Annotated in this window: 19 protein-coding genes and 1 pseudogene; 3 read left to right on the top strand and 17 right to left on the bottom strand. The window is 38.4% G+C overall.

The window, feature by feature from the left end:
- Positions 1-2 precede the first annotated feature (2 nt).
- The 7 genes and pseudogenes from AB2Q86_RS01020 to AB2Q86_RS00990 all read right to left on the bottom strand — a co-directional run bounded on the left by AB2Q86_RS01020 (position 3) and on the right by AB2Q86_RS00990 (position 10737).
- Positions 3-3305 carry a TIM-barrel domain-containing protein gene (locus AB2Q86_RS01020; protein WP_012582103.1) on the bottom strand — a complete coding sequence of 1101 codons (3303 nt, stop codon included), beginning with the start codon at positions 3303-3305 and terminating at the stop codon, positions 3-5.
- Between the two features lie 82 nt (positions 3306-3387).
- Positions 3388-4644, bottom strand: coding sequence for a sugar ABC transporter substrate-binding protein (locus tag AB2Q86_RS01015; protein WP_003725498.1), 1257 nt, complete (start codon positions 4642-4644; stop codon positions 3388-3390).
- Positions 4645-4671: 27 nt separating this feature from the next.
- Positions 4672-5520: a carbohydrate ABC transporter permease gene (locus AB2Q86_RS01010; protein ID WP_003728178.1), complete on the bottom strand. Its 849-nt coding sequence runs from the start codon at positions 5518-5520 to the stop codon at positions 4672-4674.
- The gene (locus AB2Q86_RS01005; RefSeq protein ID WP_003722709.1) at positions 5520-6398 is read right to left on the bottom strand and encodes a carbohydrate ABC transporter permease; all 879 of its coding nucleotides are present in this window, start codon (positions 6396-6398) and stop codon (positions 5520-5522) included. The genes AB2Q86_RS01010 and AB2Q86_RS01005 overlap by 1 nt, the downstream gene beginning before the upstream one ends.
- Positions 6399-6433: 35 nt before the next feature.
- Positions 6434-7647, bottom strand: a pseudogene (locus tag AB2Q86_RS01000) (ROK family protein).
- Positions 7648-7810: 163 nt separating this feature from the next.
- Positions 7811-9811: a methionine--tRNA ligase gene (gene metG / locus AB2Q86_RS00995; protein ID WP_256026979.1), complete on the bottom strand. Its 2001-nt coding sequence runs from the start codon at positions 9809-9811 to the stop codon at positions 7811-7813.
- Positions 9812-9876: 65 nt separating this feature from the next.
- Entirely contained in the window at positions 9877-10737 is an 861-nt protein-coding gene (locus AB2Q86_RS00990) for a GRP family sugar transporter (protein ID WP_003728180.1), read from the bottom strand.
- 254 nt (positions 10738-10991) lie between these two features.
- Between AB2Q86_RS00990 and AB2Q86_RS00985 the strand changes: the two genes are divergently transcribed.
- On the top strand, positions 10992-12248 hold the full coding sequence (locus AB2Q86_RS00985; protein WP_012582106.1) for a MucBP domain-containing protein: 1257 nt from the start codon (positions 10992-10994) through the stop codon (positions 12246-12248).
- 147 nt (positions 12249-12395) lie between these two features.
- Here the strand turns inward: AB2Q86_RS00985 and AB2Q86_RS00980 are convergent, their stop codons facing one another.
- Both AB2Q86_RS00980 and AB2Q86_RS00975 read right to left on the bottom strand, forming a co-directional pair.
- Positions 12396-13664, bottom strand: coding sequence for a DUF1214 domain-containing protein (locus AB2Q86_RS00980; RefSeq protein ID WP_077904901.1), 1269 nt, complete (start codon positions 13662-13664; stop codon positions 12396-12398).
- 61 nt (positions 13665-13725) lie between these two features.
- Entirely contained in the window at positions 13726-14583 is an 858-nt protein-coding gene (locus AB2Q86_RS00975) for a GRP family sugar transporter (protein WP_003728902.1), read from the bottom strand.
- Between the two features lie 113 nt (positions 14584-14696).
- On the opposite strand from AB2Q86_RS00975, the gene AB2Q86_RS00970 reads away from it, so the two are divergent.
- Complete coding sequence (locus AB2Q86_RS00970) at positions 14697-14981, top strand: AbrB/MazE/SpoVT family DNA-binding domain-containing protein (protein WP_003728903.1); 285 nt, start codon at positions 14697-14699, stop codon at positions 14979-14981.
- 44 nt (positions 14982-15025) lie between these two features.
- On the opposite strand, the gene rsmI is transcribed toward AB2Q86_RS00970, so the two are convergent.
- Genes rsmI through holB form a run of 6 tightly spaced genes read right to left on the bottom strand, consistent with a single transcriptional unit; the run spans position 15026 to position 19202 of the window.
- Positions 15026-15907 carry a 16S rRNA (cytidine(1402)-2'-O)-methyltransferase gene (gene rsmI, locus AB2Q86_RS00965; RefSeq protein ID WP_012582107.1) on the bottom strand — a complete coding sequence of 294 codons (882 nt, stop codon included), beginning with the start codon at positions 15905-15907 and terminating at the stop codon, positions 15026-15028.
- On the bottom strand, positions 15904-16176 hold the full coding sequence (locus AB2Q86_RS00960) for a GIY-YIG nuclease family protein (RefSeq protein ID WP_003728905.1): 273 nt from the start codon (positions 16174-16176) through the stop codon (positions 15904-15906). The genes rsmI and AB2Q86_RS00960 overlap by 4 nt, the downstream gene beginning before the upstream one ends.
- Positions 16160-16912, bottom strand: a complete 753-nt coding sequence (locus AB2Q86_RS00955) for a tRNA1(Val) (adenine(37)-N6)-methyltransferase (protein WP_012582108.1) — start codon at positions 16910-16912, stop codon at positions 16160-16162. The genes AB2Q86_RS00960 and AB2Q86_RS00955 overlap by 17 nt, the downstream gene beginning before the upstream one ends.
- A gap of 58 nt (positions 16913-16970) precedes the next feature.
- Positions 16971-17360, bottom strand: a complete 390-nt coding sequence (gene yabA / locus AB2Q86_RS00950) for a DNA replication initiation control protein YabA (RefSeq protein ID WP_003723491.1) — start codon at positions 17358-17360, stop codon at positions 16971-16973.
- Between the two features lie 10 nt (positions 17361-17370).
- Complete coding sequence (locus tag AB2Q86_RS00945; RefSeq protein ID WP_003723490.1) at positions 17371-18204, bottom strand: stage 0 sporulation family protein; 834 nt, start codon at positions 18202-18204, stop codon at positions 17371-17373.
- Positions 18205-18209: 5 nt separating this feature from the next.
- Positions 18210-19202 (bottom strand): DNA polymerase III subunit delta', encoded by a 993-nt coding sequence (gene holB, locus AB2Q86_RS00940; protein ID WP_003728907.1) that lies wholly within the window; start codon positions 19200-19202, stop codon positions 18210-18212.
- Between the two features lie 216 nt (positions 19203-19418).
- On the opposite strand from holB, the gene AB2Q86_RS00935 reads away from it, so the two are divergent.
- Positions 19419-20255, top strand: a complete 837-nt coding sequence (locus AB2Q86_RS00935) for an STAS domain-containing protein (protein WP_003728908.1) — start codon at positions 19419-19421, stop codon at positions 20253-20255.
- 560 nt (positions 20256-20815) lie between these two features.
- Here the strand turns inward: AB2Q86_RS00935 and AB2Q86_RS00930 are convergent.
- Both AB2Q86_RS00930 and AB2Q86_RS00925 read right to left on the bottom strand, forming a co-directional pair.
- A complete protein-coding gene (locus AB2Q86_RS00930; protein ID WP_012582109.1) occupies positions 20816-22540 on the bottom strand; it encodes a SpaA isopeptide-forming pilin-related protein in 1725 nt (574 codons plus the stop codon).
- A gap of 189 nt (positions 22541-22729) precedes the next feature.
- Positions 22730-24793 carry a SpaA isopeptide-forming pilin-related protein gene (locus AB2Q86_RS00925; protein WP_012582110.1) on the bottom strand — a complete coding sequence of 688 codons (2064 nt, stop codon included), beginning with the start codon at positions 24791-24793 and terminating at the stop codon, positions 22730-22732.
- Positions 24794-24876: the final 83 nt, after the last annotated feature.

Genomic DNA, 24876 nt, shown 5'->3' with positions numbered 1-24876 from the left:
CGTTATCTTCCTTTCTTAATTTGCACTTTTTTGGTCGTGCCGATTACTTCAACTTCATATGCCGGCGTGTTTGTTTGAATAGAAACAACTACTTCGTCCGCATTTTCCGTTACTTTTACTAGCCATTTTTCGGATAAGTGGTCCGTCATTTCTTCGGTAAAATCACCGTCTACATAAATTTTAAGTAGTGGTGTATCGTATTCTTCCACTGTGTTGCCAACCCATGAGCCGAGTTTTAACGTAGCGTCTACATTACATAGCACTGCTTTTCCACCACGAATGAAAACTGGAATTTCTTCTTTATCCGCTTTGCATTTTCGTAAAGTTGGTCCGCTCACTTTTGTTCCGTTCCAGAAATCATACCAAGTCCCTTCTGGCAGATAAACTTCTCTGGAGCGCACGCCGTCTTCAATTACTGGTGCAATCAGCATCGCTTCCCCGAATAAGTATTGGTCATACATATCAGAAACACGCGGATCTTCTTTATAATCCAGTAGAAGCGCACGCATCATCGGCAAACCAGTTTCAACACATTTTAATGATTCATTATAAATATAAGGTAAAATATTCATTCTAACATTCGCGAAATGGCGGTAAATTGGGATAACTGAATCGTCACCAGTTCGTGAAGCAATATTCCACGGTGTCCGGTCTTGATTAAATTCCGCTTTACTTTCAGCATGATACTGCATAATTGGGCAGAAAGTAGCCATTTCAGCAGAACGAATGAATAGCTCGGCAGTTGGGATGTCACCGTTAAAGCCTGCAAAATCAAAGCTCCAAAACGGAATTCCAGAAAATCCAGCTGAAAGTCCAGCAATGAGCGATCTTCTAAACGCATCAAAAGTGGAACGTTCGTCTCCAGCCCAGTGCGCCGGGAAGTTTTGAGCGCCAGTATAGCCAGCGCGACTAAATGTCATGCCATCATTTTGTTGCGCAAATTGATAATAAGCTTCCACATAGTCATTTGGATAAAGATTACGCATTTCATCGCCACGTCTACCATCAGCAAACTGCAATCCTTCTCCAAAAACGAATTCGCCGCCGTCTGTTTTAAAGCCATCAACACCAATATCAATCAAATATTGTCGTTTATCAAACCACCATTTTTTTCCTTCTTCGTTGGAGAAATCCATAATCAAGCTTTCTGTGAACCAGTTTTCCGGAATACGGTACGGCGAGCCATCTGGATTTTTAACGACGTAGCCTTTTTCAATCATATAGGCTTCTTCGCGGTCTTTTAGTGGGTGTTGTTGACGGTTTAAGTATTTTTGAATCGGAATTTGCCAAAGAATTAACTTCATTTTGTTGTCATGGATATAGTCAACCATCCCTTTTGGATCTGGCCATCTGCCCCATGAAGGGAACCTAATTTCATCATAAGAATATGCTTCGGATGGTGCTTTTTCGTCATATTCGGCGTCATTGAACATATAATAGGTCGCTTCATCACTCCATTGTTCGAGCACGACAACCGTTGATGGAATTTGCAACTCTTGCGTTGTTTCTACTTCATTTCGAACGACAGATTCGCGGTCCCAGTTATTACTAGACATCCACGGTCCAAGCGCCCAAACTGGTACCATCGCTGGCTTCCCTGTTTTTTTCATATAATTAGCTACTGCACTACGAATATCTCCCATTAAAAGACAAATATCTGTATCACAGCCATTTATTTCTACTGTAATTGTATGCTTGTCCGCTAGTTGGTTACCTAAATCAAAACTTGTGTAACGAGCGGTATCAACGAACACACTATAATCACGATTCGTATGATAAAACGGCATCGGGATGTAGGTTCTTGTTCCTTGATCGCGGTACTGATTATAAACAAAGCAATCAAGCACATTCCCGCGCTGACCTAATGCATTGTAGCGTTCACCGAAGCCGTAATACTCTTCTTCTTTTGGCGCATCTAAATGCAGTTTAACTTTGTTGATTGTGCCAGTTTTATCGGTATACCATTGTAACGCTGGGTAAATTTTATGAGATTCTAGAATTAATTTGCCTTTAAAGTGTACTTCGAGCCGCACTGGATTGTTTGAAACGATAATCTCTAAATCATCTTTTTTTAATTGGCCGGATGATTTTGTTTTAACATTGCTCGCTTCAAACGAAGGTTTTAACCCGATTACAAGTTCATCTGATTTCACGGTGAACTCGACCGGGATGATACTTGATGGATTTTCTTTAAATAAAACCATTAAGCCTTGCTCTGTTTCACAAATTGCCGCTTCCTCTGACCAGTGTTTCCAAATTGGTTCGACTTTATAATCATCTGATGTCAAAGTGGTTTGGTCTTTCATTGTCGCCTGGAAATAATACGTATACTCGCCAACTTCTTCTAACGGTGGAACGAGCGCTTCCCAGATTTGGACATCATTTTTCTCTTTTTTCTCACATAAAATGGTCCAGTCTTTTTCTTTTAATACAAGTTCGACTTGGATTGGTTCGACTTCAGAAATAACTTCACACGCAGCCGAAAAATGCATTTCTGTTTCGGGATAATGTGGCGTGCGTTCAGTTAACTGTTGCTCATAGCGATTTTCATGCCCAAAAGGATCGTGTGAAATATGCGCTGTTACTTCACTTTCCATCGCCCGGAATGCTTGGTTAATTTCAATAAAAATCGCGCCAAGTTCGTCATTATCTTCCATCTTCATTGCCATATTCAAATAGTGTAAAGCTTTATCTTGGTCACTTTTTTCTAAGAAATATAGCGCCATTAGAGCCGTTGCAAAGGAATTAACTCTTGGTGCTCCTGAATAAGGCAATACCCCATCATCTTGCACTAATTGTTGTTCCATTTTGCCAACAGCCGCCACCATTACAAGATCTTCAGGCGAAAATAGACCAAACGGAAGCACGGATAAAAGCTGGTCGGTTGACACTTTCCGCGTGTTAAAACCAGTAAGAATGCTATCGCCTTTTAATAAATTATCAAAACAATAGTCGCGGATAATTGTAATCGTTTGTTGTAACTCCGGTTTTGGAAAAGTGTTTTTCACATCTAATAATGCAGAGTATACACTTGAAATAGTTGCTAAATAAATATCATTTTCAGCTGAACCCCAAATAGACTTTTCAGGACGATTCCAATTTTCAACTAAAAATGCAATTACTGGCTCTACTTCTTCTCTGTCATAATGGTTGATTTTACTGCTAAGCCATAGCCAAGAAGCGGTTTCAAGGACTGAATCAGTTGTAAAGTTAGGTTTTGTTTCCAGCAGGATTGGTTTGATTTTTTCATTTTTTCCTTCTATTAAATGCAAGTAACCCTGCATCAATTTTGTGAATTTAGACATGTTCTATTTCCTTTCTTGGATATACTAAAGTGGCAGTCTAATTTGTAAAAATACTTACAAACGTCCCTGCCACTCGTTTTACTTATTTAAATCCCATTGTTTTGTTGATGTTGTCTTCGCTATTTTTCAGTGCTTTTTCTGGAGTAGAATCACCATTTAATACTTTTTCGAATTCAGAGTTTGTATAGTCACTGATTTTGTTCCAATCTTTCACAACTGGAGGTAATACCATATATTGTAGAGATTCGAATACTGCTTCTCTGTTATCTGGAGGAGTTGCATCTAAATATGGTTGTAAAATTTCTTTGTTTTCAGTCGCTGGAAGTTCCCAGTTATTATCAATTCTGATTTTCGCTGCTTCTTCGTTCGCGCTCATGAAGGAAGCGAATTTGAAGGCTGCTTCTTTTTTATCGGAGTCTTTAGAAACACCAATGCCGTTTGCGAAGAAGTGAGTTGCTTTTTGCGTGTTTCCTGCTTCTACTTGTACATCCCATTTGAACGGAGCGTCTTGGAACATATCGAACAACCAAATACCTGTGTGAAGCATTGCGATTTGACCATTCATGAATAAATCTTCTGGTAATTGGCCAGATAAATCAGCTGGTGAAGGCGCCACTTTTGAATCTGTCACTTCATTTGTTAAGTGAGTTAATGCTGCCACATTTTCAGGACTGTTGATAGTTGTTTTCGTTAAGTCTTCGTTGAAAATCGAACCACCATTTTGCGCTGCTACTTTGTAGAATTCGTTCATTGTTACTGGTTGGGAAGTTCCCCAAACTTTATTTTTAGCGTCTGTTAATTTTTTCGCTGCTGCTTCTTCGTCTTTCCAAGTCCAGTCAGCTGTCGGGTATTCAACGCCGGCTTTATCAAAAAGGTCTTTATTGTAAATTGTTACAACGTTGGAGAAACTTTCTACCATGCCGTATTGTTTACCGTCATATTTGAAAGCATCGTAGGCTTGTTTGTTAAGCGTAGATGGATCAAAATCTTTATCTTTTTCGATATAGCTTGTTAAATCTGCAAGTACACCTTTTTCAGCATATTGCATGAATGTTTCGTAGTTAAGTTCAAAGGCATCTGGAGCATCTCCACCTGCGATTTGCGTTTGCAGCTTCGTGAAGTAATCATTAAATGCGATTGTTTGAACGTTCACTTTAATATCCGGGTTTTGCTTTTCAAATTCTTTTACCATTTCATCAAGTGCTTTTCCATCAGCTGGTGCAGAGAATTGATAATACGTTATTTCTGTTTTATCGCCACTACTACTGCCACCGCCACAAGCCGAAAGACCAAATACAGACAGTACAACTACCATTAACAATAATAAACCTTTTTTCATTTGTAACACTCCTTTTTTGTTGGTTTTTTATTCTTTCATTCCGCTCATTGCCATTCCTTGGATGAAATATTTTTGAGCAAAAAGGTACACTGCTAAAATCGGGATAACACTAATAAGTACTCCCGCCATCATTAAGCCGTAATTCGTCCCATATCTACCTTGTAAAAGAGATAGACCTAGAGGTAACGTTGCCATTTCTTGTGAACTTGTCACGATTAATGGCCATAAATAACTGTTCCAAGATTGCATAAAAGTTAAAATTCCGAGTGTGGCAAAAGTAGGTTTTGCAAGTGGTAAGATAACTTTTCGGAAAATAGTAAAATGATTGGCACCGTCCATAAATGCAGCTTCTTCCAGTTCTTTCGGAATTCCCATGAATGCTTGACGTAATAAGAATGTCCCGAAAACGCTGAATAGTGCGGGTACAATCAAACCAGCATACGAATCCAACCAGCCAAATTGTTTCATCAAGATAAACTGCGGAATCATTGTAACTTGAGCTGGCACCATCATCGTCGCCAAGTAAAGTAAAAATAATTTATCGCGACCCCAGAAAGGGATTCTTGCAAAGGCATACGCTGCCATTGAACAAAACAGCATTTGACCAAGTGTCGTTACAACTGCAACGACCACGGAGTTGACTAAAAATCGCAACATTGGGAACATTTCAAATACTTGAGTGAAGTTCGCAGTTGTCGGTTCTTTAGGAATAAATTGTGGCGGTAATACCATGTTCGCTGCGCCTGTTTTGAATGCAGTTGATACCATCCAAACAAACGGCATAAGCATGATAATTCCACCAAGACAGATGATTGTATAGGTAAGAATATTTTTAAATAGTTGCCATTTTGGTGAACCACTTTTTTCTGTTTTCATTAGTAATTGGACCACCTTTTTTGAAGTTTATTTTGAATAATTGTAATGATGAAAATAACAATAAACAATATCCAACTCATCGCGGAAGCATAGCCCATTTCGAAGTATCTAAATGCATGGTTGTAAATGTTTTGGACTAGGGTCATCGTCGCTCCACTTGGACCACCTTCTGTCATAATCATCACTTGGTCGAACACCTGGAATGAGTTGATAAGCGAAATTATCGTCACAAAGAATGTAGTCGGAGTAAGAAGCGGGATAGTAATAGAGAATAATTGGCGAAGTTTTGATGCTCCGTCCATATTGGCAGCTTCGTAATACGATGGTGAAATATTTTGCAAACCACCGAGGAATAGTACCATAACGAAACCAATATCTTTCCACGCACTAGTAATAATAACTGCAATCATCGCCGTTTGTGGATCTGTTAACCAGTTCGGTCCTGCAATACCAATTAAAGATAAGAAGTAATTGATCAGACCGTACGAAGGATTGAATAGCCATTTCCAAACGAGTGAAACTGCTACCCATGAAGTGATCACGGGTAAGAAGTACACTGCTCGGAAAAATGGTCTTAATTTAATTTTTTGGTTCAGCATCAAGGCACACGCAAGGCCAAGAATCATAACACTTGGCAAATAACCGATGATGAACGTGATTGTATTTCTAAACGATTTCCAAAATTCTGGGTCATTAAATAGTCTTTTGTAATTTTCAAATCCAGTAAAGTGAATTGTACTCACTAGGTCCCAATCGGTAAAACTGATACCGAGCGAGCCGAGGATTGGGATTGCAATAAAAATGAGAAAACCTAGTAAATTGGGTAGCAAGAATATGCATAGCCAAAAGAGTGTTTTCTTTCTAGTCATACCAACCATGTAAAAATAACCTCCTGAAATAATTTATATGCTTTTTAACGTAGTAACGTTTGTTCTTCTTCATAGATTGGCACTTGGAATAATTGGTGAATGACTAGTAAAGCCGCACCTTGTAACCATGCAGGATCCTCTAGAGAAGTTGTTGTAATTTCCGTTTCGAAGCCAGCCCCTGAAAAAAGTTTTGTGATGCAATTTCATCAATTTTAGTTAAGAATAAATCTCTATGATGCAAACCTTCACCAACAATAATTACTTTTTCTGGGTTGAAAGTATTGATGATATTTCGAATCCCGTATCCTAAATATTCACCCATTTTACCCATAAGTTCCGTCGCCATTTCGTCTCCAGCACGGGCACTTTTCGCCACTTTGTCAAAATGAAAATCATTTAATTCTGATGTGGGATAAGCTTCTTTTAATTCTTCGCCACGATTTCGGAAATAAAATTCGGATGCGTACATTTCTAAGCATCCTTTTTGACCACAGTGACATTTGTATCCGCCTGGCTGAATCGTTGTATGTCCAAATTCACCGGCTCCACCCTGTGCACCGTAATAAATTTGGCGATTAATAACAACGGATAAACCAAGTCCAGCCCCAACGGAAACTGTTGCAAAATTATTTGATTGTTTCCCTTCACCTAACCATAGTTCCGCGAGTGTATAGCAGTTTATATTTTTATCTACGTACACTGGAATATCCGGGAAGTGAGTATGTAGCATTGCTTCTAAAGCGACATTTTCCCACCCTAACATCGTTGAGCGGATAACTGTGCCTTTTTTGCGATTAACTAGACCAGAAATCGCAATTCCAACACCTAGCAAATGGTTCATATCTCTGTTTTCACACATCTTTTTCACATTTTTAGCAATTAAATCAATTGCTTCTTCTGGTTTTTTCTCCGAGGAAAATGGTATAGAAGTATTTTCAATGATGTCTGCATTTAAATCAGTCAACGCAAAAAGGAGTTGTTCCTCTTCTACTTTGACGCTAACAACAAATCCATAATCTTTATTAAATCTTACTAACTTGGCACGTCTGCCTCCAGTAGATGATGTTTCGGCACCTTCCAAAATAATGCCTTCTTGCTGTAAATCATCTAAAATATACGTTAATGTAGACATCCCAAAATCGCATTTTTTTGCTATCTCAGTCCGTGTGATTTCTCCTTTTTCGCGGATTAAATTCAGCACGGTGTAGCGGTTTATGTCTTTAATTAAATCTTTATTCCCTTTTCTTAAGATATCCATTTTCAGGCTCCTTTACTTCTGGATGACCACTTACTTCGTTCATTGAATTAAGTAAGTATAGTTACATTATATTGTAATCGTTTGCAATATGCAATCTTTTTTTAAAGTTTTTTTCAAACGAGAAAAATGAGCCCTAACTCAAGTGAATTAGGACTCATTGTTATTATTTTACTTTTGCACCGTTTGGAAGTGCGCTACTTGCTTCAATTACACTTAGTTTGCCATCTTTTTCGCCTGAAAGAATCATGCCTTCACTCATTAATCCGCGAAGTTTTACAGGTTTTAAGTTAGAAACGACGATTACTTTTTTGCCAATTAACTCTTCTGGTTGATAGAATTCTGCAATGCCCGAAAGCACTTGGCGCAGTTTTCCTTCCCCTAAGTCTAATTGGAAGCAAAGAAGTTTATCTGCTTTTTTCACTTTATCTACTTGTTTTACTTCTGCAACGCGAAGATCGATTTTGTCGAAATCTTCAATGCCGATTTGCGGAGTTTCAAGCGCTTCTACTTCCGCCACTTCTTCGGCAGGAGCTGGCGCAGAGCCTTTCATTTCATCTTGAATATAAGTAACTTCCACTTCCGCATCAAGTCTTGGGAAAATTGGCGTACCTTTTTTCACCACCGTTGTGCCTGCTGGAATTTCACCGTATCCGTAAATGCTATCCCATTTTTTCAAGTTTTCTTCTTGTAAACCTAGTTGTAAGAAGATTTCTCCTGGAGTTCTTGTCAAGAATGGTTGCAAAAGTACCGCGATAATACGTAAATTCTCTGCTAAATGAGTCATTACGCTCGCAAGTTCTGCACGTTTTTCTTCCTCTTTGGCAAGTGCCCACGGAGCAGTTTCGTCGATATATTTATTTGTGCGAGAAACAAGTGACCAAAGTTGGTTTAGGGCTACAGAAAATTGCATGTGCTCCATGCTAGCTTCGTATTCCTTCACTACATTGTTTTTGAAATCTACTAATGTTTGGTCAAATTCAGTGACATTGCCTTGATAAGCTGGGATTTCGCCATCAAAGTATTTATTAATCATTGCTACTGTACGATTAAGTAAGTTTCCTAAATCGTTGGCAAGGTCATAGTTTACACGGTCAACAAAATCTTCTGGTGTAAATAAACCATCTGAGCCAAATGGAACTTCACGTAGTAAGTAATAACGAAGCGCGTCTAGGCCGTAACGGTCAATCAGCATGTAAGGATCTACTACGTTACCTTTGGATTTCGACATTTTACCGTCTTTCATTAGAATCCAGCCGTGGCCAAACACCATTTTTGGAAGTGGTAAGTCTAGCGCCATCAACATAATTGGCCAATAAATTGTATGGAAACGAACAATTTCTTTCCCAACAATTTGCACATCAGCAGGCCAGTATTTTTGGAATTTCGTGTCATTGTCCGTATTATATCCAAGCGCAGTAATATAGTTAGAAAGCGCATCAATCCATACATAAACGACATGTTTTGGATTGCCAGGAACTTTAATACCCCAATCAAAAGTTGTTCTAGATACAGCTAAATCTTCCAAACCAGGTTTGATGAAATTATTAATCATTTCATTTTTTCTAGATTCAGGAAGGATAAATTCTGGATGGGAATTATAATATTCTACTAAACGGTCCGCATATTTACTCATACGGAAGAAGTAGGATTCTTCTTTAACAAGTTCGACTTCATTGCCACTTGGGGCTTTTCCGCCGATTACTTTACCATTTTCATCTTTATATACTTCTTCTAACTGTGTTTCTGTAAAGTATTCTTCATCAGAAACAGAGTACCAACCTTCGTATTCACCTAAGTAAATGTCGCCTTGCTCTAAAAGTTGTTCAAAGATTTTTTCAACTGATGTTTTATGACGGTCTTGTGTTGTACGAATAAAATCCGTATTAGAAATTTCTAGTTTTTTCCAAAGTTCTTGGAAACCTTCTGCGATTTCATCCACGTATTCTTGTTCAGAAATTCCGCGTTCTTTCGCTTTTGCTTGGATTTTTTGACCGTGCTCATCTGTTCCAGTTAAGTAAAACACATCATATCCTTTTAAGCGTTTATAACGAGCCATCGCGTCCCCCGCAACAGTCGTATAAGCATGGCCGATATGCGCTTTTCCGCTTGGATAATAGATTGGTGTGGTAATATAAAACGTATTTTTCTCTTCAGGCAACACAATTCCCTCCTTAAAAATAAAACAATTAGTATCATTATATCATTTTTCGCGCTAAACGAAATAATTAATTAAGCGCCTTTTGCAACGCCGATTAAAATCCCACCGAGAACGACTAAAACTACGCCCACAATAACAAAAAACATTTCTTTTTGTGTTTTCTTTTCTTTTAAAAGTACGATTCCGCCAATAGTTGAGATAACAACTCCGAGTTGCGAAAGTGAAAAACCAGTCGCAACGCCAACAAGTTGGTTAGCGTGAACCATCGCAACGTTCCCAGCCGCCCAGATTATCCCTGGAATAGTAAGTAAGAGTGTTCGTTTATTGAAACGTTTTTCCGTACCACCGCTATGCGTCATAATTAGCGCACTTAAAACCATCCCAATCGCTTGCGGCAAGATCGCGTTAATTCCATCGATTTTGAAACCTTGAATTAGAACGACTAAGCCAACATAACCACAAGCAGATATAAATAATGTGATTAAACCTTGTTTTAATGCGTTAGTTCCATCTTCTTCTTTTTCAGCATAGGATGTTAAGAAAATCCCGCCGACAATTAGTGCAAGTGCAATAAAACCTAAAATAATCCGAAGTGTCGTATCCCATTCATGAAATAAGATTACCCCACAAAGTGTTGTTCCGACTAATTGCATCCCTGTAGAAATCGGCATTGCTTTTGAAACACCGATAATTTTGAATGCTTGCAGTTGGAACATCTGACCCACAGTCCATAAACACCCTGTTATAAAACTAATTCCTACTGTTTTAAGCGTATAAACTGGGTCAGTAAAGAAGAAAACGATTACCGCAAAAGTGAGTGCCCCTAGTGTCATCCCCATTGTTTGTTGTCTTGTTGAACCGCCAAATTTTGTAATAATTAGCGGAACTGTTCCCCAAAGTAATGCAGGAATCAGCGCAATCATAATGTTCAAATCGTTTTTCCTCCTTGTTTATACTTTAATTTAGTTTTCAATTACTTCATTATAGCTGAAATAGCAGGAAGATGGTAGAGGCTTTCGGTGTAAAAAGCACTTAAATACCGCTCTATATTTTTATGATTCTCATTGTTCATAGTTTAGACAAAAATTGCCAGAGTAGAGCTACTAAAATTAAACTACCGCTCAGTATTCAAGTGCTATATTTAAATTGTATTAAATTCCAATTTTAGGAAAGAGGTTATTAACCAATGTTCACGAAGAAAAAAACCATCGCCAGCCTTTTAATTTTAAGTTCCTTGGCCGGTCAAATAGCACTTACACCCATTTCCGCACTCGCTGATACGCAAGATACAAATAATATTGCTTTACTACAAAATACTAACGAGAATGTTCCATATAAATATACATCCACTCTTACATTTCCAGTTTTAACGAATCAAACCCAAGAAGATTATAAACTGGAAATCAAACTCGCATTACCAGCTGGCATGAACTATACGGATTTACAAGTTTCTGTCGGTGGAGAAGACATTACAAACCAAGTAGGGACAACTAGTTTTGATAGTTCCACTAATACAGTTACTTTTAAATTCGACAAAGTGACTAGTTGGGACAGTTTATCCAAAGCAAAAGTAAAGTTCGACTGGAAAACTTCTTATTCAGGTGAAGGCGGGGAAGCAAAAATTGATTCTTTAGTTGCGACCGCAACAGCTACAAGCGAAGACAAAGCTGGTAACAAATCTACCTCTACTGGCTCTTTAAAACCCAAAGATATTAGCGCACCAGTTGTCAAAGCAGATAAAACAGAGGTTACGTATAATCTCGGAAGCAACGTTACAGAAGAGCAATTTTTAACAGACATTAATGCTAGCGTTACTGATAATTACGACTCCACTATTAGTCTTACAAGCAATTTTACTTCCATAGTTAATCTAGCAGTGAGTGGTGATTACTCGGTCAATGTTCAAGCAACCGATAAAGCTGGCAACGTCTCAAATACTGTAAATGTCACCGTTCATGTAGCAACTCCCGCACCTGTAGCCGGGGCGAACATAACGGTCAACTATCTTGATAGCGATGGAAATAAACTCGCAGAATCAGACACATTGACGGGAACTATCGATAGTAATTACCAGTCTACAAGTAAAAAAATTAGCGGGTACACTCTAGAAACCACACCAAAAAATGCAACTGGTACTTTCACTGATACCCCGCAAACCGTTGATTATATTTATAAAAAAGATACCGTTGCCCCAACGCCTGTTGTTGATCCGGTCAATCCGGTTGACCCGGTAAATCCGGTTAATCCAGTTGACCCTGTAGTAAATAAACCAGTCATTGTGACACCAAATGCGGATCAAGTTACTACTAGTAATTCAGTAGAGAAAACAACTTATAATTCTTTACCGAAAACGGGTGATACAGATCAAAGTACTTCAGCAACTATTTTCGGAGCATTGCTTCTTTTAATCAGCGCCCCATTACTTTTATTTAAAAAGAAATAAATAAAATCACCTCGTAAAATTTTTACGAGGTGATTTTAAAATAGTCCTATTACAATACAAAAAGTGGAAGTGTTTTTATTTTTATACACAAAAAAGCTAAGTACGTTACCACCCGAATTTGGTAGTTTCATACTTAGCTTATTAGATTTATTTTATAACTTCAAGCGGTGGTAAGAATACTTTCCCTTCCAATACTTCTTTTTTCGGAACGTATAGACGGAAGTTTAGTGAGAACTCTTTTCCAGCCTTGCTTGGTAGCCAGTTTCCCGGATCTACATCAGCAGGTTTTTCTGCCGCAATATAGAGCGTCAAACTGCCATCTTCACTTAGTTTTGGACCTGTGTAATTATTGATGCAGAATTTGTTTAATTTATTTGGAATAACGTGGTAATCTGGAACACTGTATAAGGTAACGGACCAAAAGGCATCTGCCAGTTCTGATGGAAGTTCATCTGCAGGAAAATGGATTTTATAAACTTTATCGCCAGTTAATAACTCATTATCCGTACCTTTTTGACCGATGAAGTATAGTGCTTCTTGAATAGAATTCGCCCAAATACCGCCGTAATTAATGATTGCTCGTGCTAAAATATCATTTTCGAACGCGCCAGCTACGTAAGTAACAGACCATCCGCCTTTTTGTGTACCAAATCCTTTTGCACCATTTGTAAAATATGGAATGGCTTCTTTCACAATTAAATCTCTTACTTCGGCTTTTTGCTCATCGCCAAGCTCAATGTACGCCGCAACTTTTCTTGCTTTATCTTGGAATTCAGCTGCTTTTGGCATTTTATCTGGATAAGTAGCTAGCAGTTCTTCTAAATTGGAATAAATTTCTTCTAATAAGAAATCTGCGTTGGTAAAATGTGGTATTTCTAGTGGTTCTTTGATTTTTATATTGTCTGGTGCATCGAATTTGAATGCTTTTTGAAGTTTTACTGCGCCTTCTGGGTCGTCTTTTTGTTCTACACGAAGTAGCACTTTCACTTTTTCTGATGGTAATTCGATTTTTACAGCGTCACTTGGGACGGAAGGATTTGTTCCTTTTTTTACGAAAGCAAATTTTCCATGTGGATGCTCTGGGAAATTACGTTCGTTGATATTAGTTACTACCTCACCCCAACCATCTAAAAGTTGAACCGTGTAATAACGATTTTTTATTTCTGGCACTTCTAAAATAACGGCATTTTCGTCATCTACAGCTATCCAAGCTTCTGAATATACAACATCAAAGTTCGGATTTACAAAATTGGCATCTGCTGGTGAAATCGAATTGTGTTTAAGTGTGTTATATGGAATTTTATCTTCTTTTGTATCAAAATTTTCTTGGCGTAAAACGAGATATCGCGACAATAAATAAACATAGGATTCTTTTACAAGTTCACCATTTACTTCTAATTTCGCATTCATTATCAACATTACCACCTTTAATTTAGATTAGTTTAAGTATAGCATTATATCAAACCGGAAGCTGTTCTTAGCTTTTTGCAATTCCAATCATCGTTCCACCGATAATTACTAAGACTACTCCGATAATGACCAAAATAAGTTCTTTCTTGGTTTTTTTCTCTCCTAAGAACAGTATTCCTCCAATTGTCGAAATGACTACGCCCATTTGTGAGAGGGAAAAACCTGTAGCGATACCAACCAATTTGTTTGAGAAAAGTAGAGCTAAGTTACCAGTAGCCCACATCACCCCCGGAATCATATTTAACCATGTTTGCTTTGTAAAACGTTTTTCTTCGGACTTAATAGAGAATAATAATCCTGCGACTACCATCCCAATTGCTTGAGGTAAAATCGCGTCCCACCCACTAATATCAAACCAACGAGTGATGACGACATAACCAACATAACCTACGGATGAAATAAGTAAAGTGATGATTCCTTTTTTCATATTTTGACCGGAACTTTCGTCTTTATGTTGTTGATAACTTGTTAAAAATATCCCGATAATAATTAATGCTAATGCGGAAAATCCTAATACTAATTTGGAAGTTGTACCCCACTCATGAAAGGCGAATACACCAAAAAGTGATGTACCTACTAACTGCATTCCGGTTGAAAGCGGCATTGTTTTTGATACGCCTACTTGTGTAAATGCCCGGAACTGATTCATTTGGCCTAAGCTCCAAAATGCCCCAGAGACAAAACTAGCAATAATTATGGTTGCCGTATATTCTGGATTTGTAAAAATAAAAACTCCGATTGCGAAAGCTAGTGCCCCGAATGTTGTACCAATGATTTGCTGCCTCGGTTTACCACCAATTTTTGAGACAACTAATGGCATAATCCCCCACATCACTGCCGGAATTAATGCTATAACTATGTTCATTTTTATTCCCCCTAATTCTTCTGCTTATGGTCTATACCCTTTTCCTCATGAAATCATTCCTATTCCCGTAATTATCTGTTAAAATGAATTAAAATTATCAAGAAGGTGAGAAAATGAAATCAACTGGAATGGTAAGAAAAATCGACGAACTCGGTCGTGTGGTTATCCCAATTGAAATAAGAAGAACGATGAACCTAAATGTAAAAGACCCTTTAGAAATTTTTACAGATGAAGATGCGATTATATTGAAAAAGTATTCAGCGGGTTTGGTTTGCGATGTTACCGGAGAGTTTTCTGTTGAAAACAAAAAATTCGTAGACGGTAAACTGACGCTCAGTAAAGAAGGCGCTGCGGAATTAATGGAAGAAATTAAACGCCGCTTTGGTGATACATTATAAAAAAATCATGCGCGAATTCCCTTTTAAGAATTCGCGCATGATTTTTATTTTATTTCATGATAAGCCGAGTAAACTTCTCGTTTTGGTAAATTTCTCGCTTTCATAACCGTTTTTATCGCATCTTTAGAACTAATATTTTCCTGTTCCATTACCGTGCTTACATGCGTTTTAATATCGAGTTCTTGCCACCAAAGTTGCTCTTCTGCAAGTGGCGGGTTGGCATTTCCTTCGATAATCAAGCAAAATTCTCCGCGAACTTCTTCGTCCATTGCCCAGTTTAACGCATCTTCAACCGTTCCACGTAAAAATTCTTCAAATCTTTTTGTGAGCTCTCGGCACAAGACCATTTTCCGATCATTTCCAGTGATTTTGGCAAGTGCTTTTAAGGTTTCTTTTAAACGGTGTGGTGATTCATATAAAATCCACGTTTCTTCGCGCACTGCTAATTTTTCAATCGCTTGGGTGCGTTCTTTGTTTTGGCGTGGAAGAAATCCGTAAAAGTAAAACGGCTGCGGGGCAAGACCTGAGGCAATCAGGGCAGTCAAAGCAGCATTGGCTCCTGGTAGTGGAATGACAGGAATATTAGCATCTAGCGCACTTTGAACAAGTTCGTATCCCGGATCAGAAATAGATGGCATCCCCGCATCACTAACTAGCGCCACCACTTCTCCGTCTAGCATTCGCTGAATAATATTATCTTCTTTATTTTCCTTCGTAAACTGATGGTAGCTCGTCATTCGGGTTGTAATTTCAAAATGATTTAAAAGTTTCACGGTGTTCCGCGTATCTTCCGCTGCAATAATATCCGCTTCTTTAAGCATGCGAATTGCGCGAAAAGTCATATCTTCTAAATTACCAATGGGCGTCGGCACTAAATATAATGCTCCTTGAATGGCTCCGCTAAAACTTTTTTGGCTTTTTATCATTTTGCTTCCTCCTCCCGCTGTAATAAATAGGCATCTTTATTTTTACGTGATAATTTTTTGAAGGCTGCTTCAGCTTTCGTGGCTTCACTTCTTGTCTCGAATTTTTCAAAATGGATGACTTTTACCGGGCGACGTGTTTTTGTATATTTACATCTAATTCCCGCATTATGTTCCGCTTCTCGGCGAATAACATCTGTTGTATAGCCACCATAATAGGAATTGTCACTACATTTTAGCACATAAAAGAAATGTTCACTTGCTTTCGCCATATAAAATCTCCTTAATTACTGGTGTATATTCCCCCAGCTCATCATATACGATAACAGGTGGAACATATTTCACGCCAGGTTTCCCGTCTTTGATTCCTTCTACAAGTACCGTATTCGCTTCTCTATCTGAGCGCGGGTGCACGAATTGAATGCGTTTCGGTTCCAAGCGATATTTTCTCATTATATCAATGATGTCTAGTAATCGTTCCGGACGATGAACAAAATTCGCTTTTCCACCTTGTTTTAAAAGGCTTGCGGCTACACGAATAGTATCCTCTAGCGTACACATAACTTCATGGCGAGCAATCCGAAAATGTTCATTCGTGTTTTTCAAACTTGTATCCGGAGTCGCAAAATAAGGTGGATTACAGGTGACAATATCTGCGCGCTCTTTTGGGATAAGGTCTGTAATATTTTTCAAATCATATTCAATCATTTCAATTTGCTCTTCCAACTGATTATAAAGAATACTTCTTTTCGCCATATCCGCTAGGCGCTCCTGAATTTCAACGCCAACGATTTTTGCTTTGGTTCGCGTGCTAAGTAGTAAAGGAATAATCCCATTCCCGCTACACAAATCAATTATTTTCCCCTTCCGAATGGGCAAGTAGCTGAATTTCGCCAGTAAAACCGCATCTATTGAGAAAGAAAATACCGATGGGCTTTGAATAATCCGCAAATTTTCTGCTAGCAAATAATCGAGCCTTTCATCGCCTATTAGTTTGGTTTTTTCCAAAATGATTCACCTTTTCTAGCAAAAAGCCCTTCTCCTGAATCGAGAAAGGCCCGTCATGTTATTTTTTATTGAGCAAGGATAAGCAAAATAAACAATCTTCATCATTGCCACGCGGGCTGCCGAAATGTACATTGCAAACATGAAATCCTTCCTTGTAAAGTTGGACAAGATTGTCATAACCTTCCCCAAGTTCAATCATTTGCTGCATTGCTTCCTTACGATTAGGCGCCATTACACCGTGTTCCGCCTCTGTTTCGGCTTTAGGTTCTGGTGTCGCTTCATCAGTCAAAGAAAGTCTGCGTCGCAAATGTTCGTTTTCAAGGTTTAATCGGTTATTTTCTTCCAACATTTCGCCTAAGTTTGTCTTTAGATCTCCAAGTTGCTGATACAATTCGCCAATTTGCTCCTCCATATTACTGACTGAGTCAAAAATAGCTTTTTTATCCAATTTTTTCACCTCAAGACTTTGCCGGTTGTTTTAGAAATTCGTTGTATGGGCGTAATTCGTCCAATTCGTATTCTATAACCGTCTCTTCTTCGGGCAAACTCACTTGTAAGATTCTAGAAAGCAAGTTGATTCCCGAAACACGTGCTTCTGCGCCTTCTGGAGTTTTTACTTTTACACCAACATCTGGCATTTCACGTTTAGCTTGCTCATATTCATCGTTCTCATATTTCAGGCAACACATTAATCGTCCACATAAACCAGAAATTTTCGTCGGGTTAAGGGACAGGTTTTGATCTTTCGCCATTTTGATGGAAACTGGTTCGAAATCACCTAGGAAAGTGGAACAGCAGAGCATACGACCACATGGACCAATCCCACCGAGCAATTTCGCTTCATCACGAACACCAATTTGGCGAAGTTCGATGCGAGTCCGGAAAACAGATGCTAAATCTTTCACGAGCTCCCGGAAATCAACGCGACCTTCTGCAGTAAAGTAAAAAATGATTTTATTGCGGTCAAATGTATAATCTACATCAACCAAACTCATTTCAAGTTCGCGCTCGCGGATCTTTTCATCACAAAGTAAAAAGGCTTTCTGACACGAGTCGCCATTCTCGGCAACGCATTTATAATCCGCTTCTGTTGCGATACGCAGTACTTTCTTAAGTGGTAAAACGACATCTTCTTCGTCCACATAGCGCGGTTCAATGACGGTTTTACCAAATTCAATTCCTTGTGCATTTTCAACAATAACACCTTGGTTTTCTGTGATTTCCAGTTCGCCAGGTGAGAAATAATATATTTTACCAACGTCTTTAAAACGGACGCCTACAATTTTAAGCATAGCGATTACCTCCCTTGGATTTCCAGAACTAACTGCTCCATTAGAAGTTGCGTGTTCATATTGGAATCCAGTTTTGATTTCGCAGCGAGAATCTTCTCGATTTCCCCTGTGGTTTCGGACAGTGATTTACGCAGCGCATCTTGTCCGAGCATTTCTTTTTGCGCAGTACAAATAGGTTCGTAGTTCTCATCAAGCGTAAGATGAAGTCGGTCGCGGTACAGCAGTAACAACAATTCGAGTCCAAGCGCCATCTTATCTTTCTCTTTAAAAAGTGGCATCCATGATTCTTGAATGATAATTAATGGGCTGGTTCCTTGATGATGAATTCCTTCGTATAACTTGATAACAACATTTCTTGCTTCACTAAACCACTCTTCTTCCTCAAAAGCCTTCGCTTGCTCTACACTCCCAGTAATACTAGCATATATCCGCGCTTTTTGTTCGGAAATACCAGCTGCTGTTAGCGATGCGAGGAGACTATCAAAAGTCAGTGATTTAAATGTGACTGGTTGCAGTCTTGATTGAATCGTTGGCAAAATTTGCCCGGGGTTTGTTGTTAAAAATAGTAATAACAAACCACCTTCTGGTTCTTCTATAAATTTCAGCAGACTATTGGCTGATTGAACAGTCATTTTTTCTGCATCGTAAATGATAACTACTTTTTGATCTGATTCCATCCCGCGCTTACTAAGTTCTTGCTTCAGCGCGCGAACCTGATCAATCTTAATACTAGCTCCATCTGGCTCTAGCAAATGAACATCCGGATGATTATGACTCGCTATTCTCATGCAATTAGCACACTTCCCACAAGCAAGCTCTGTTTCTGTACTTTCTAAACAAAAAAGGCTCTGAGCTAACCAAAGTGCTGTGCGTTTCTTCCCTGTACCACTTGATCCTTCTAATAAATAGCCGTGAGATAATCGATTTTCGCGGACACTTTTTGAAAAAATCTTCATGACCACTGGTTGCATCACTGTAAGTTCATCCTGTAATCCCACAAAAAACTTCCTTTCTATCCATATTGTAATATTATACCATGACCAAGCCTAAATAGCTTCGGAATTTTAACAAAAAAATAACGACGCCTCCGTTAACTAATATTACAATTTCAATAAATTAATTATTTTTCTGAAATTTAAATGGACAGTAAACCGTTTTGAGCATAGAATAAAGGAAAGTAGTTATTATACTTAGACTTAAAGGGGCTGTCTGGTATGAATGAATCGAATGGAAGTATGGAACTATATTTAAGAGAACATACAGAAGAAATTATTAATAACTGGCTATCCAAAATTTATGAAAATGAAAATACGTATACTAGCTTTGTTTACTCGCCGCGTTACAAAGATGAACTGCGCGCTGACAGTGAACAAACAGCGGACTTAATCATTTCTTATTTTGCTGGTAAAAAAGCATTTTTTGAGAAGCTTGATAAATGGCTGGATAACATGTACGCGCGTCGCATGGAAAATGAAGTGCCATTACCTGAAGTTATTACTACACTAGATAAACTACGTCGTGAATTTGTTTCGGCTGTTGGTGATTTTTGTATTCATAATGATGAAGTGTCTAAATGTGATTTCTCATCAAGTCTGTCCATGGTTAATCACGGGTTCGACCGAATAAACGAAGCCTTCTCTGCCATGTATTACAATGATATCGTCAAACATTTAGAACAACAACATCGTTTAATAGAAGAAATTAGCACACCAGTCATTTCCATCACGGACAAACTAGCGATCCTACCTTTAATGGGCCGCGTCGACCGTGAAAGAGCAGAAAAGCTATCCGAAATCACGGCAAACAAATGCGTACACTTAGGCGTGGAACAATTGTGTATTGATTTATCAGGAATCACGTATTTTGATGATGCACTTGGAGAAATGCTTACCAACTTAGTGACGATGCTTAAACTTCTTGGCGTCGAGGCATTTATTTCTGGCATTCAACCAAAAATGGCGCAACAAATTAATCGTGTTGAATTAAACTTATCTATCCCAGCCTACCATTCGTTAAAGGCTGTCTTACAAGATCAAACTAGAACTATATAAGAAAAACCGTAAGCGATTGTATTATCGCTTACGGTTTTTTATTTCAACTACCCTCTCATCTCTTTGGTACATCCGAATCAATTAATCATATATTTCTTTCACCTCTCCATCAGGTTATGTGAATACAAGCTCTTATTAATGATGCGTCTTTTTTAACATTTGCAATGCATATATTTTACTCTTAATAAAAAACGATAAATCCATGCTTGTACTATATTATTTAGCACTGTACAATAAAAGAAAACAGTTAATCATACGGGAGGACACCATGATAACAACAAAAAATAAAGACATTTGTGCCCTTATTTTTTCAATCATCTCATTTTTCGTACCATTTGGATTGATTATCTCCATTCTAACACTTATCTCTAGTAAACGTTCAATTAGAGTAGAAGCTACATCTATCAATAAGACCACTAAAGTATTATCTATTATCAGTATCATATGCTCTATTTTGATAATTATTTCTGCTATCGTGGGAGCTATTACCTTTTTTAGTTCAAAAAATAATTTAATGTGAAAAACCGTAAGCGATTGTATTATCGCTTACGGTTTTTTGATTATTTTCTTCTAAGTGCAATTAATCCACTCGCTGAAATGGCTACGAGTAGTATTCCCCATCCATTAACAAGTGGTGTATCACCTGTTTTTGGTAAAGTGGTTTGTTTGCTATCTGCGCTTATTATTTTATCTGGTTTACCCGGTTGTTCTGGCGTTTTTGGTGGCTCAGGTACTTTTGGTGTTTCTGGTTTTTTCGTGTTCTCTTTTGTTACGGTTATGTTTAATGATTCTGTGCTGATTTTAAATTTGACTGGTGTAGCGTCTAAAATATAGCCTGTTGGCGCTTTTGTTTCGACAAATTGATACTCACCTGGAAGTAAATCCGTCACCGTTAGTTTGCCCATTTTGTCTGTTTTAAGGTTTGTTTGTAGTGTGTTGCCATCTTTATCTTGTAGTTCAAATTCGGCATCAGCTAGTAGGTTTTGTGTGTCGTGATCGATTTTTTCTAGTGAAACGGATCCTTTGATGGCAGAGTTTTCTTTGGATAGGAATAATGATTGGTGCGCGTCATCAATTGTGAATTCTACTGGAGACGCATCGAGCACATATCCTTGTGGAGCTTTTGTTTCGATCAGCTGGTATGTATCATATTTCAGATTTGAAATAGTTAGTTTACCATCGATATTGGTTTTTAGTCCTGTTTGGACTGTAGTTCCTGCTCCGTTGACTAATTTAAACTCGGCACCTTCTAATGGATTTTTTTGAGACGAATCATCTGTTTTTGTTAATTCAACAGATCCAGTTGTCCCTTCTCCACCTCCGCCACCGCCTGATGTTGGTGTCGCGACTTCGATTTCTTGCTTGATGAAGTTATCTCCTGTCAATTGCCCTTTATTTGTGTAGTTAGGTGATGCTCCGTTATCGGTAGAAGTTGTATAGTATGAAATTTTGACAGAATCTGTTAAATTTCCTAGGTCGACTTTAAATCCTTCCGTTGTTTGAGTAATTGCTGATGATGGTACCTCGGCTCCTGGCGTGAAGTTATCATCCGGGTCAAATTCACCGTGGAATGCTTTGATAGAATTAAAATCAACGACTTGTTTCGGTCCAATAAAGTCTTCATAAACGGCATTTTGAATGTTTTGTTTCGAATAGTTAACTCGAACGACCCATTGGATAAGCTCAGGATGTTCAGCATTAGCCCAGCCGTATTTATATAAACTTTCATCCGGGTCAATTTGATTTTTACCACCAACGCCCACATCAATTGTTTCTGTGGTACCATTTACTGGAAATTCAACTGGAACATTTTCATTTCCTTCTACTAATGATTTATCCCAATTAGTCCAAAAATCGAGATATCCACTAATATTGGAATTTTTTTCGACAAAGTCTGTAAATGTAATAACTACTTGCCCAGTCGATTTTTTAGCAATCACATGGCCTACCGTGTTGCCATCGTGATCTTTCAAAGAAAAGTCTAAATCTGTAACTATCTTCAGCTCTGGAGGTAACACAAATTCCATTGTGTCGCCTTCCTTCACATTAGTTGAATTGGGGATTTCCCAAGTATAGTGAACCTTGATGCTGTCGTAATAACCGAAGTCCGTTTGAGGATTGCCATCTGCGTCTAATAATTCCACAGTTTTCAAAAAATCGGAGCCATAATTAGTCGCCGCTTTAACAAAGTTAGTCTGAAATAAAACGTTTACAAGCAAGATAACGCTAAGAAAGGCTAATCCGAATTTCTTTAGATTAGACGTCATTGTCGTGCGTTTCTTCATAAAAACCATCCTTTTTTTGTTAATTTCAACCATAAATTTATTACTAATTCATAGTGATTATACATTAATTTTTCTTAAAAACGGGTCTTATCCAAGAAAAACTTCGCTAATTGTGAACATTTTGTGACAAATGATAATCTTAAACACCTTAATAAAAATCGGCTTAGATAAATATCTAAGCCGATTTGTTTATTTGCGTTTCATTAGAAAACCGCTCAATGACAAGGCTATAAAGAGTACTCCTAAGCCCGCAAAATCATTTGCATCTCCTGTTTTAGGTAGACTTGAAGTTATGCTGAGGTTGGATTTTTTTGGACTATCTTCGCTGTTTTCTGATTTCTGAGGTATAACTGATATTTCTGGTTTTACTGGTGGTACAGTCGGTTTGCTTGGTACTGGTGGAGCTGGGTTTGGTGGCACTGGTGCTGGTGGTGTTGGTGGTGTTGGCGTGTTCTCTTTTGTTACTTTTACCGGTTGGTCAGTCTCTCCAGCGATGATTTCAAAAACAACTGGGGTCGTATCGAGTTCATATCCGATAGGGGCATTTGTCTCCACAAATTGGTATGTCCCTGGAACTAAATCAGTTACTTTTAAAACACCATTTTCATCCGTAGTTAAACCTGTTTGTAACGTGTTTCCTTCTTTATTTTGTAATTCGAATGTTGCTCCGGCTAGGGTTGCTTTGGTTAACGAGTCTAGCTTGGTTAGTTCTACGGAGCCAACTTCTAGTACATTTTCTTTGGTTACTTTTACGATTTGGTCTGTCTCGGTTGCGATGATTTCAAAGCTTACTGGGCTGTTGTCCAACTTGTAGCCTGTTGGAGCACTTGTTTCGACAAATTGGTAACTACCTGGAACTAAATCAGTTACTTTTAGAACGCCATTTTCATCTGTTTTCAAGTCAGTTTGTAGCGTGTTTCCTTCTTTGTCTTGTAATTCGAAGGTCGCTCCGGCTAGCGTTGCTTTGGTTGCTGCATCTAGCTTGGTTAGTTCTACGGAGCCAGTGTTAAGCGTATTTTCTTTTGTCACGGTGATTGCTTTATTGTTTTCGCCAATAGTGAATTCTACTGGTGTTGTATCAAGTTTGTAGCCTGTCGGGGCTTTTGTTTCTATTAATTGGTAGGTGTCAAATTTCAGGTCAGCAATGCTAAGTTGTCCGCTTGCATTTGTTGTAATATTTTCTTGTAGCACAGTGCCTTTTGAATCCACCAACTTGAATTCCGCACCTTCGAGGGTTGCTTTTGTTTTCGCATCTTCTTTCGTGAGTGTTACTGAACCGGTTGTCCCGCCTCCTTCACCGCCTCCGCCTGATGCTGGTGTCCACGTGGAAGTTTGCTTGGGCACAAAATCAGTTCCGGCTAGTTTAGCGGTATTATCATACTGGGTAGACTTCCCGCCATCTGTTGCGGTTGTTGTATAAGAAATTTGCACAGAATCCGTTAAATCTCCTAGTGCTACACTAAATCCGTCACTTGTTGCGGAAAAATTGGTGCTGGAAATAGCCGCGCCTGCTGTAAATATCCGATCTGCGGAATAAGTTCCATGAAAAGCTTTGATAGAATCAAAATTTAATGTTTGTTTTGAACCGATGATATCCGTGAAAACGGCATTGGGAATGTTCACTTTGGCGTAGTTTACTCGAATAACCCAATGAATCAGACTTGGATTACTAGCGTCCACCCAACCATATTTGAAAAGCGTTTCTGTCGGGCTGACTGGGGTTTTCTCGCCAACTTCTACATCTATTCCAGTTGTTCCATTTTGGAGAGGGAATTCTAAATCAACTGTTTCATTTCCAGTAATTACTTTTTGGTTGAAAGTAGTCCAGAAGTCCAGTTCTCCTTTAATATCGGAATGTTTTTCTACATAATCACTGAAAACGAGGGTCACTTGATTGGTTGCCCTTTTTACAGTGGCCGTTCCAACTACTTGACCTTTACTATCTTTCACGTCAAAAGCAAGATCAGTTGCGAGCGCCAATTGGCTTGGCAATGTGAAATCCATTGTGTCGCCTGCTTTTACGTTTGTTGAATTAGGGATGGACCAAGTGTAGTGCACATCCATATTATCGTAGTAGCCAAAATTCGTTTGTGGCACACCGTCTTTGTCTAAGAGTTCTACTGTGTTTAAAAATTGAGAACCATAACTCGTTGCTGCTTTCACAACTGTTGTTTGGAAGATTGTACTAGCGACGATTAAAATACTTAAGAAAGCTAGCCCTACTTTTTTTAAAAAGTTTCCGTTTTTACTCATTACAAATTCATCCTTTACTAATGAAGTTTTGTTATTATCACACATCATATGACAGTTGAGTAACTCCAGGCTATATCACTTTT

This window comes from Listeria monocytogenes, assembly GCF_041765605.1.
GTDB lineage: Bacteria > Bacillota > Bacilli > Lactobacillales > Listeriaceae > Listeria > Listeria monocytogenes_D.
The sequence above is the reverse complement of the archived record's forward strand: the minus strand, read 5'-3'. Positions and strand labels throughout refer to the sequence as shown.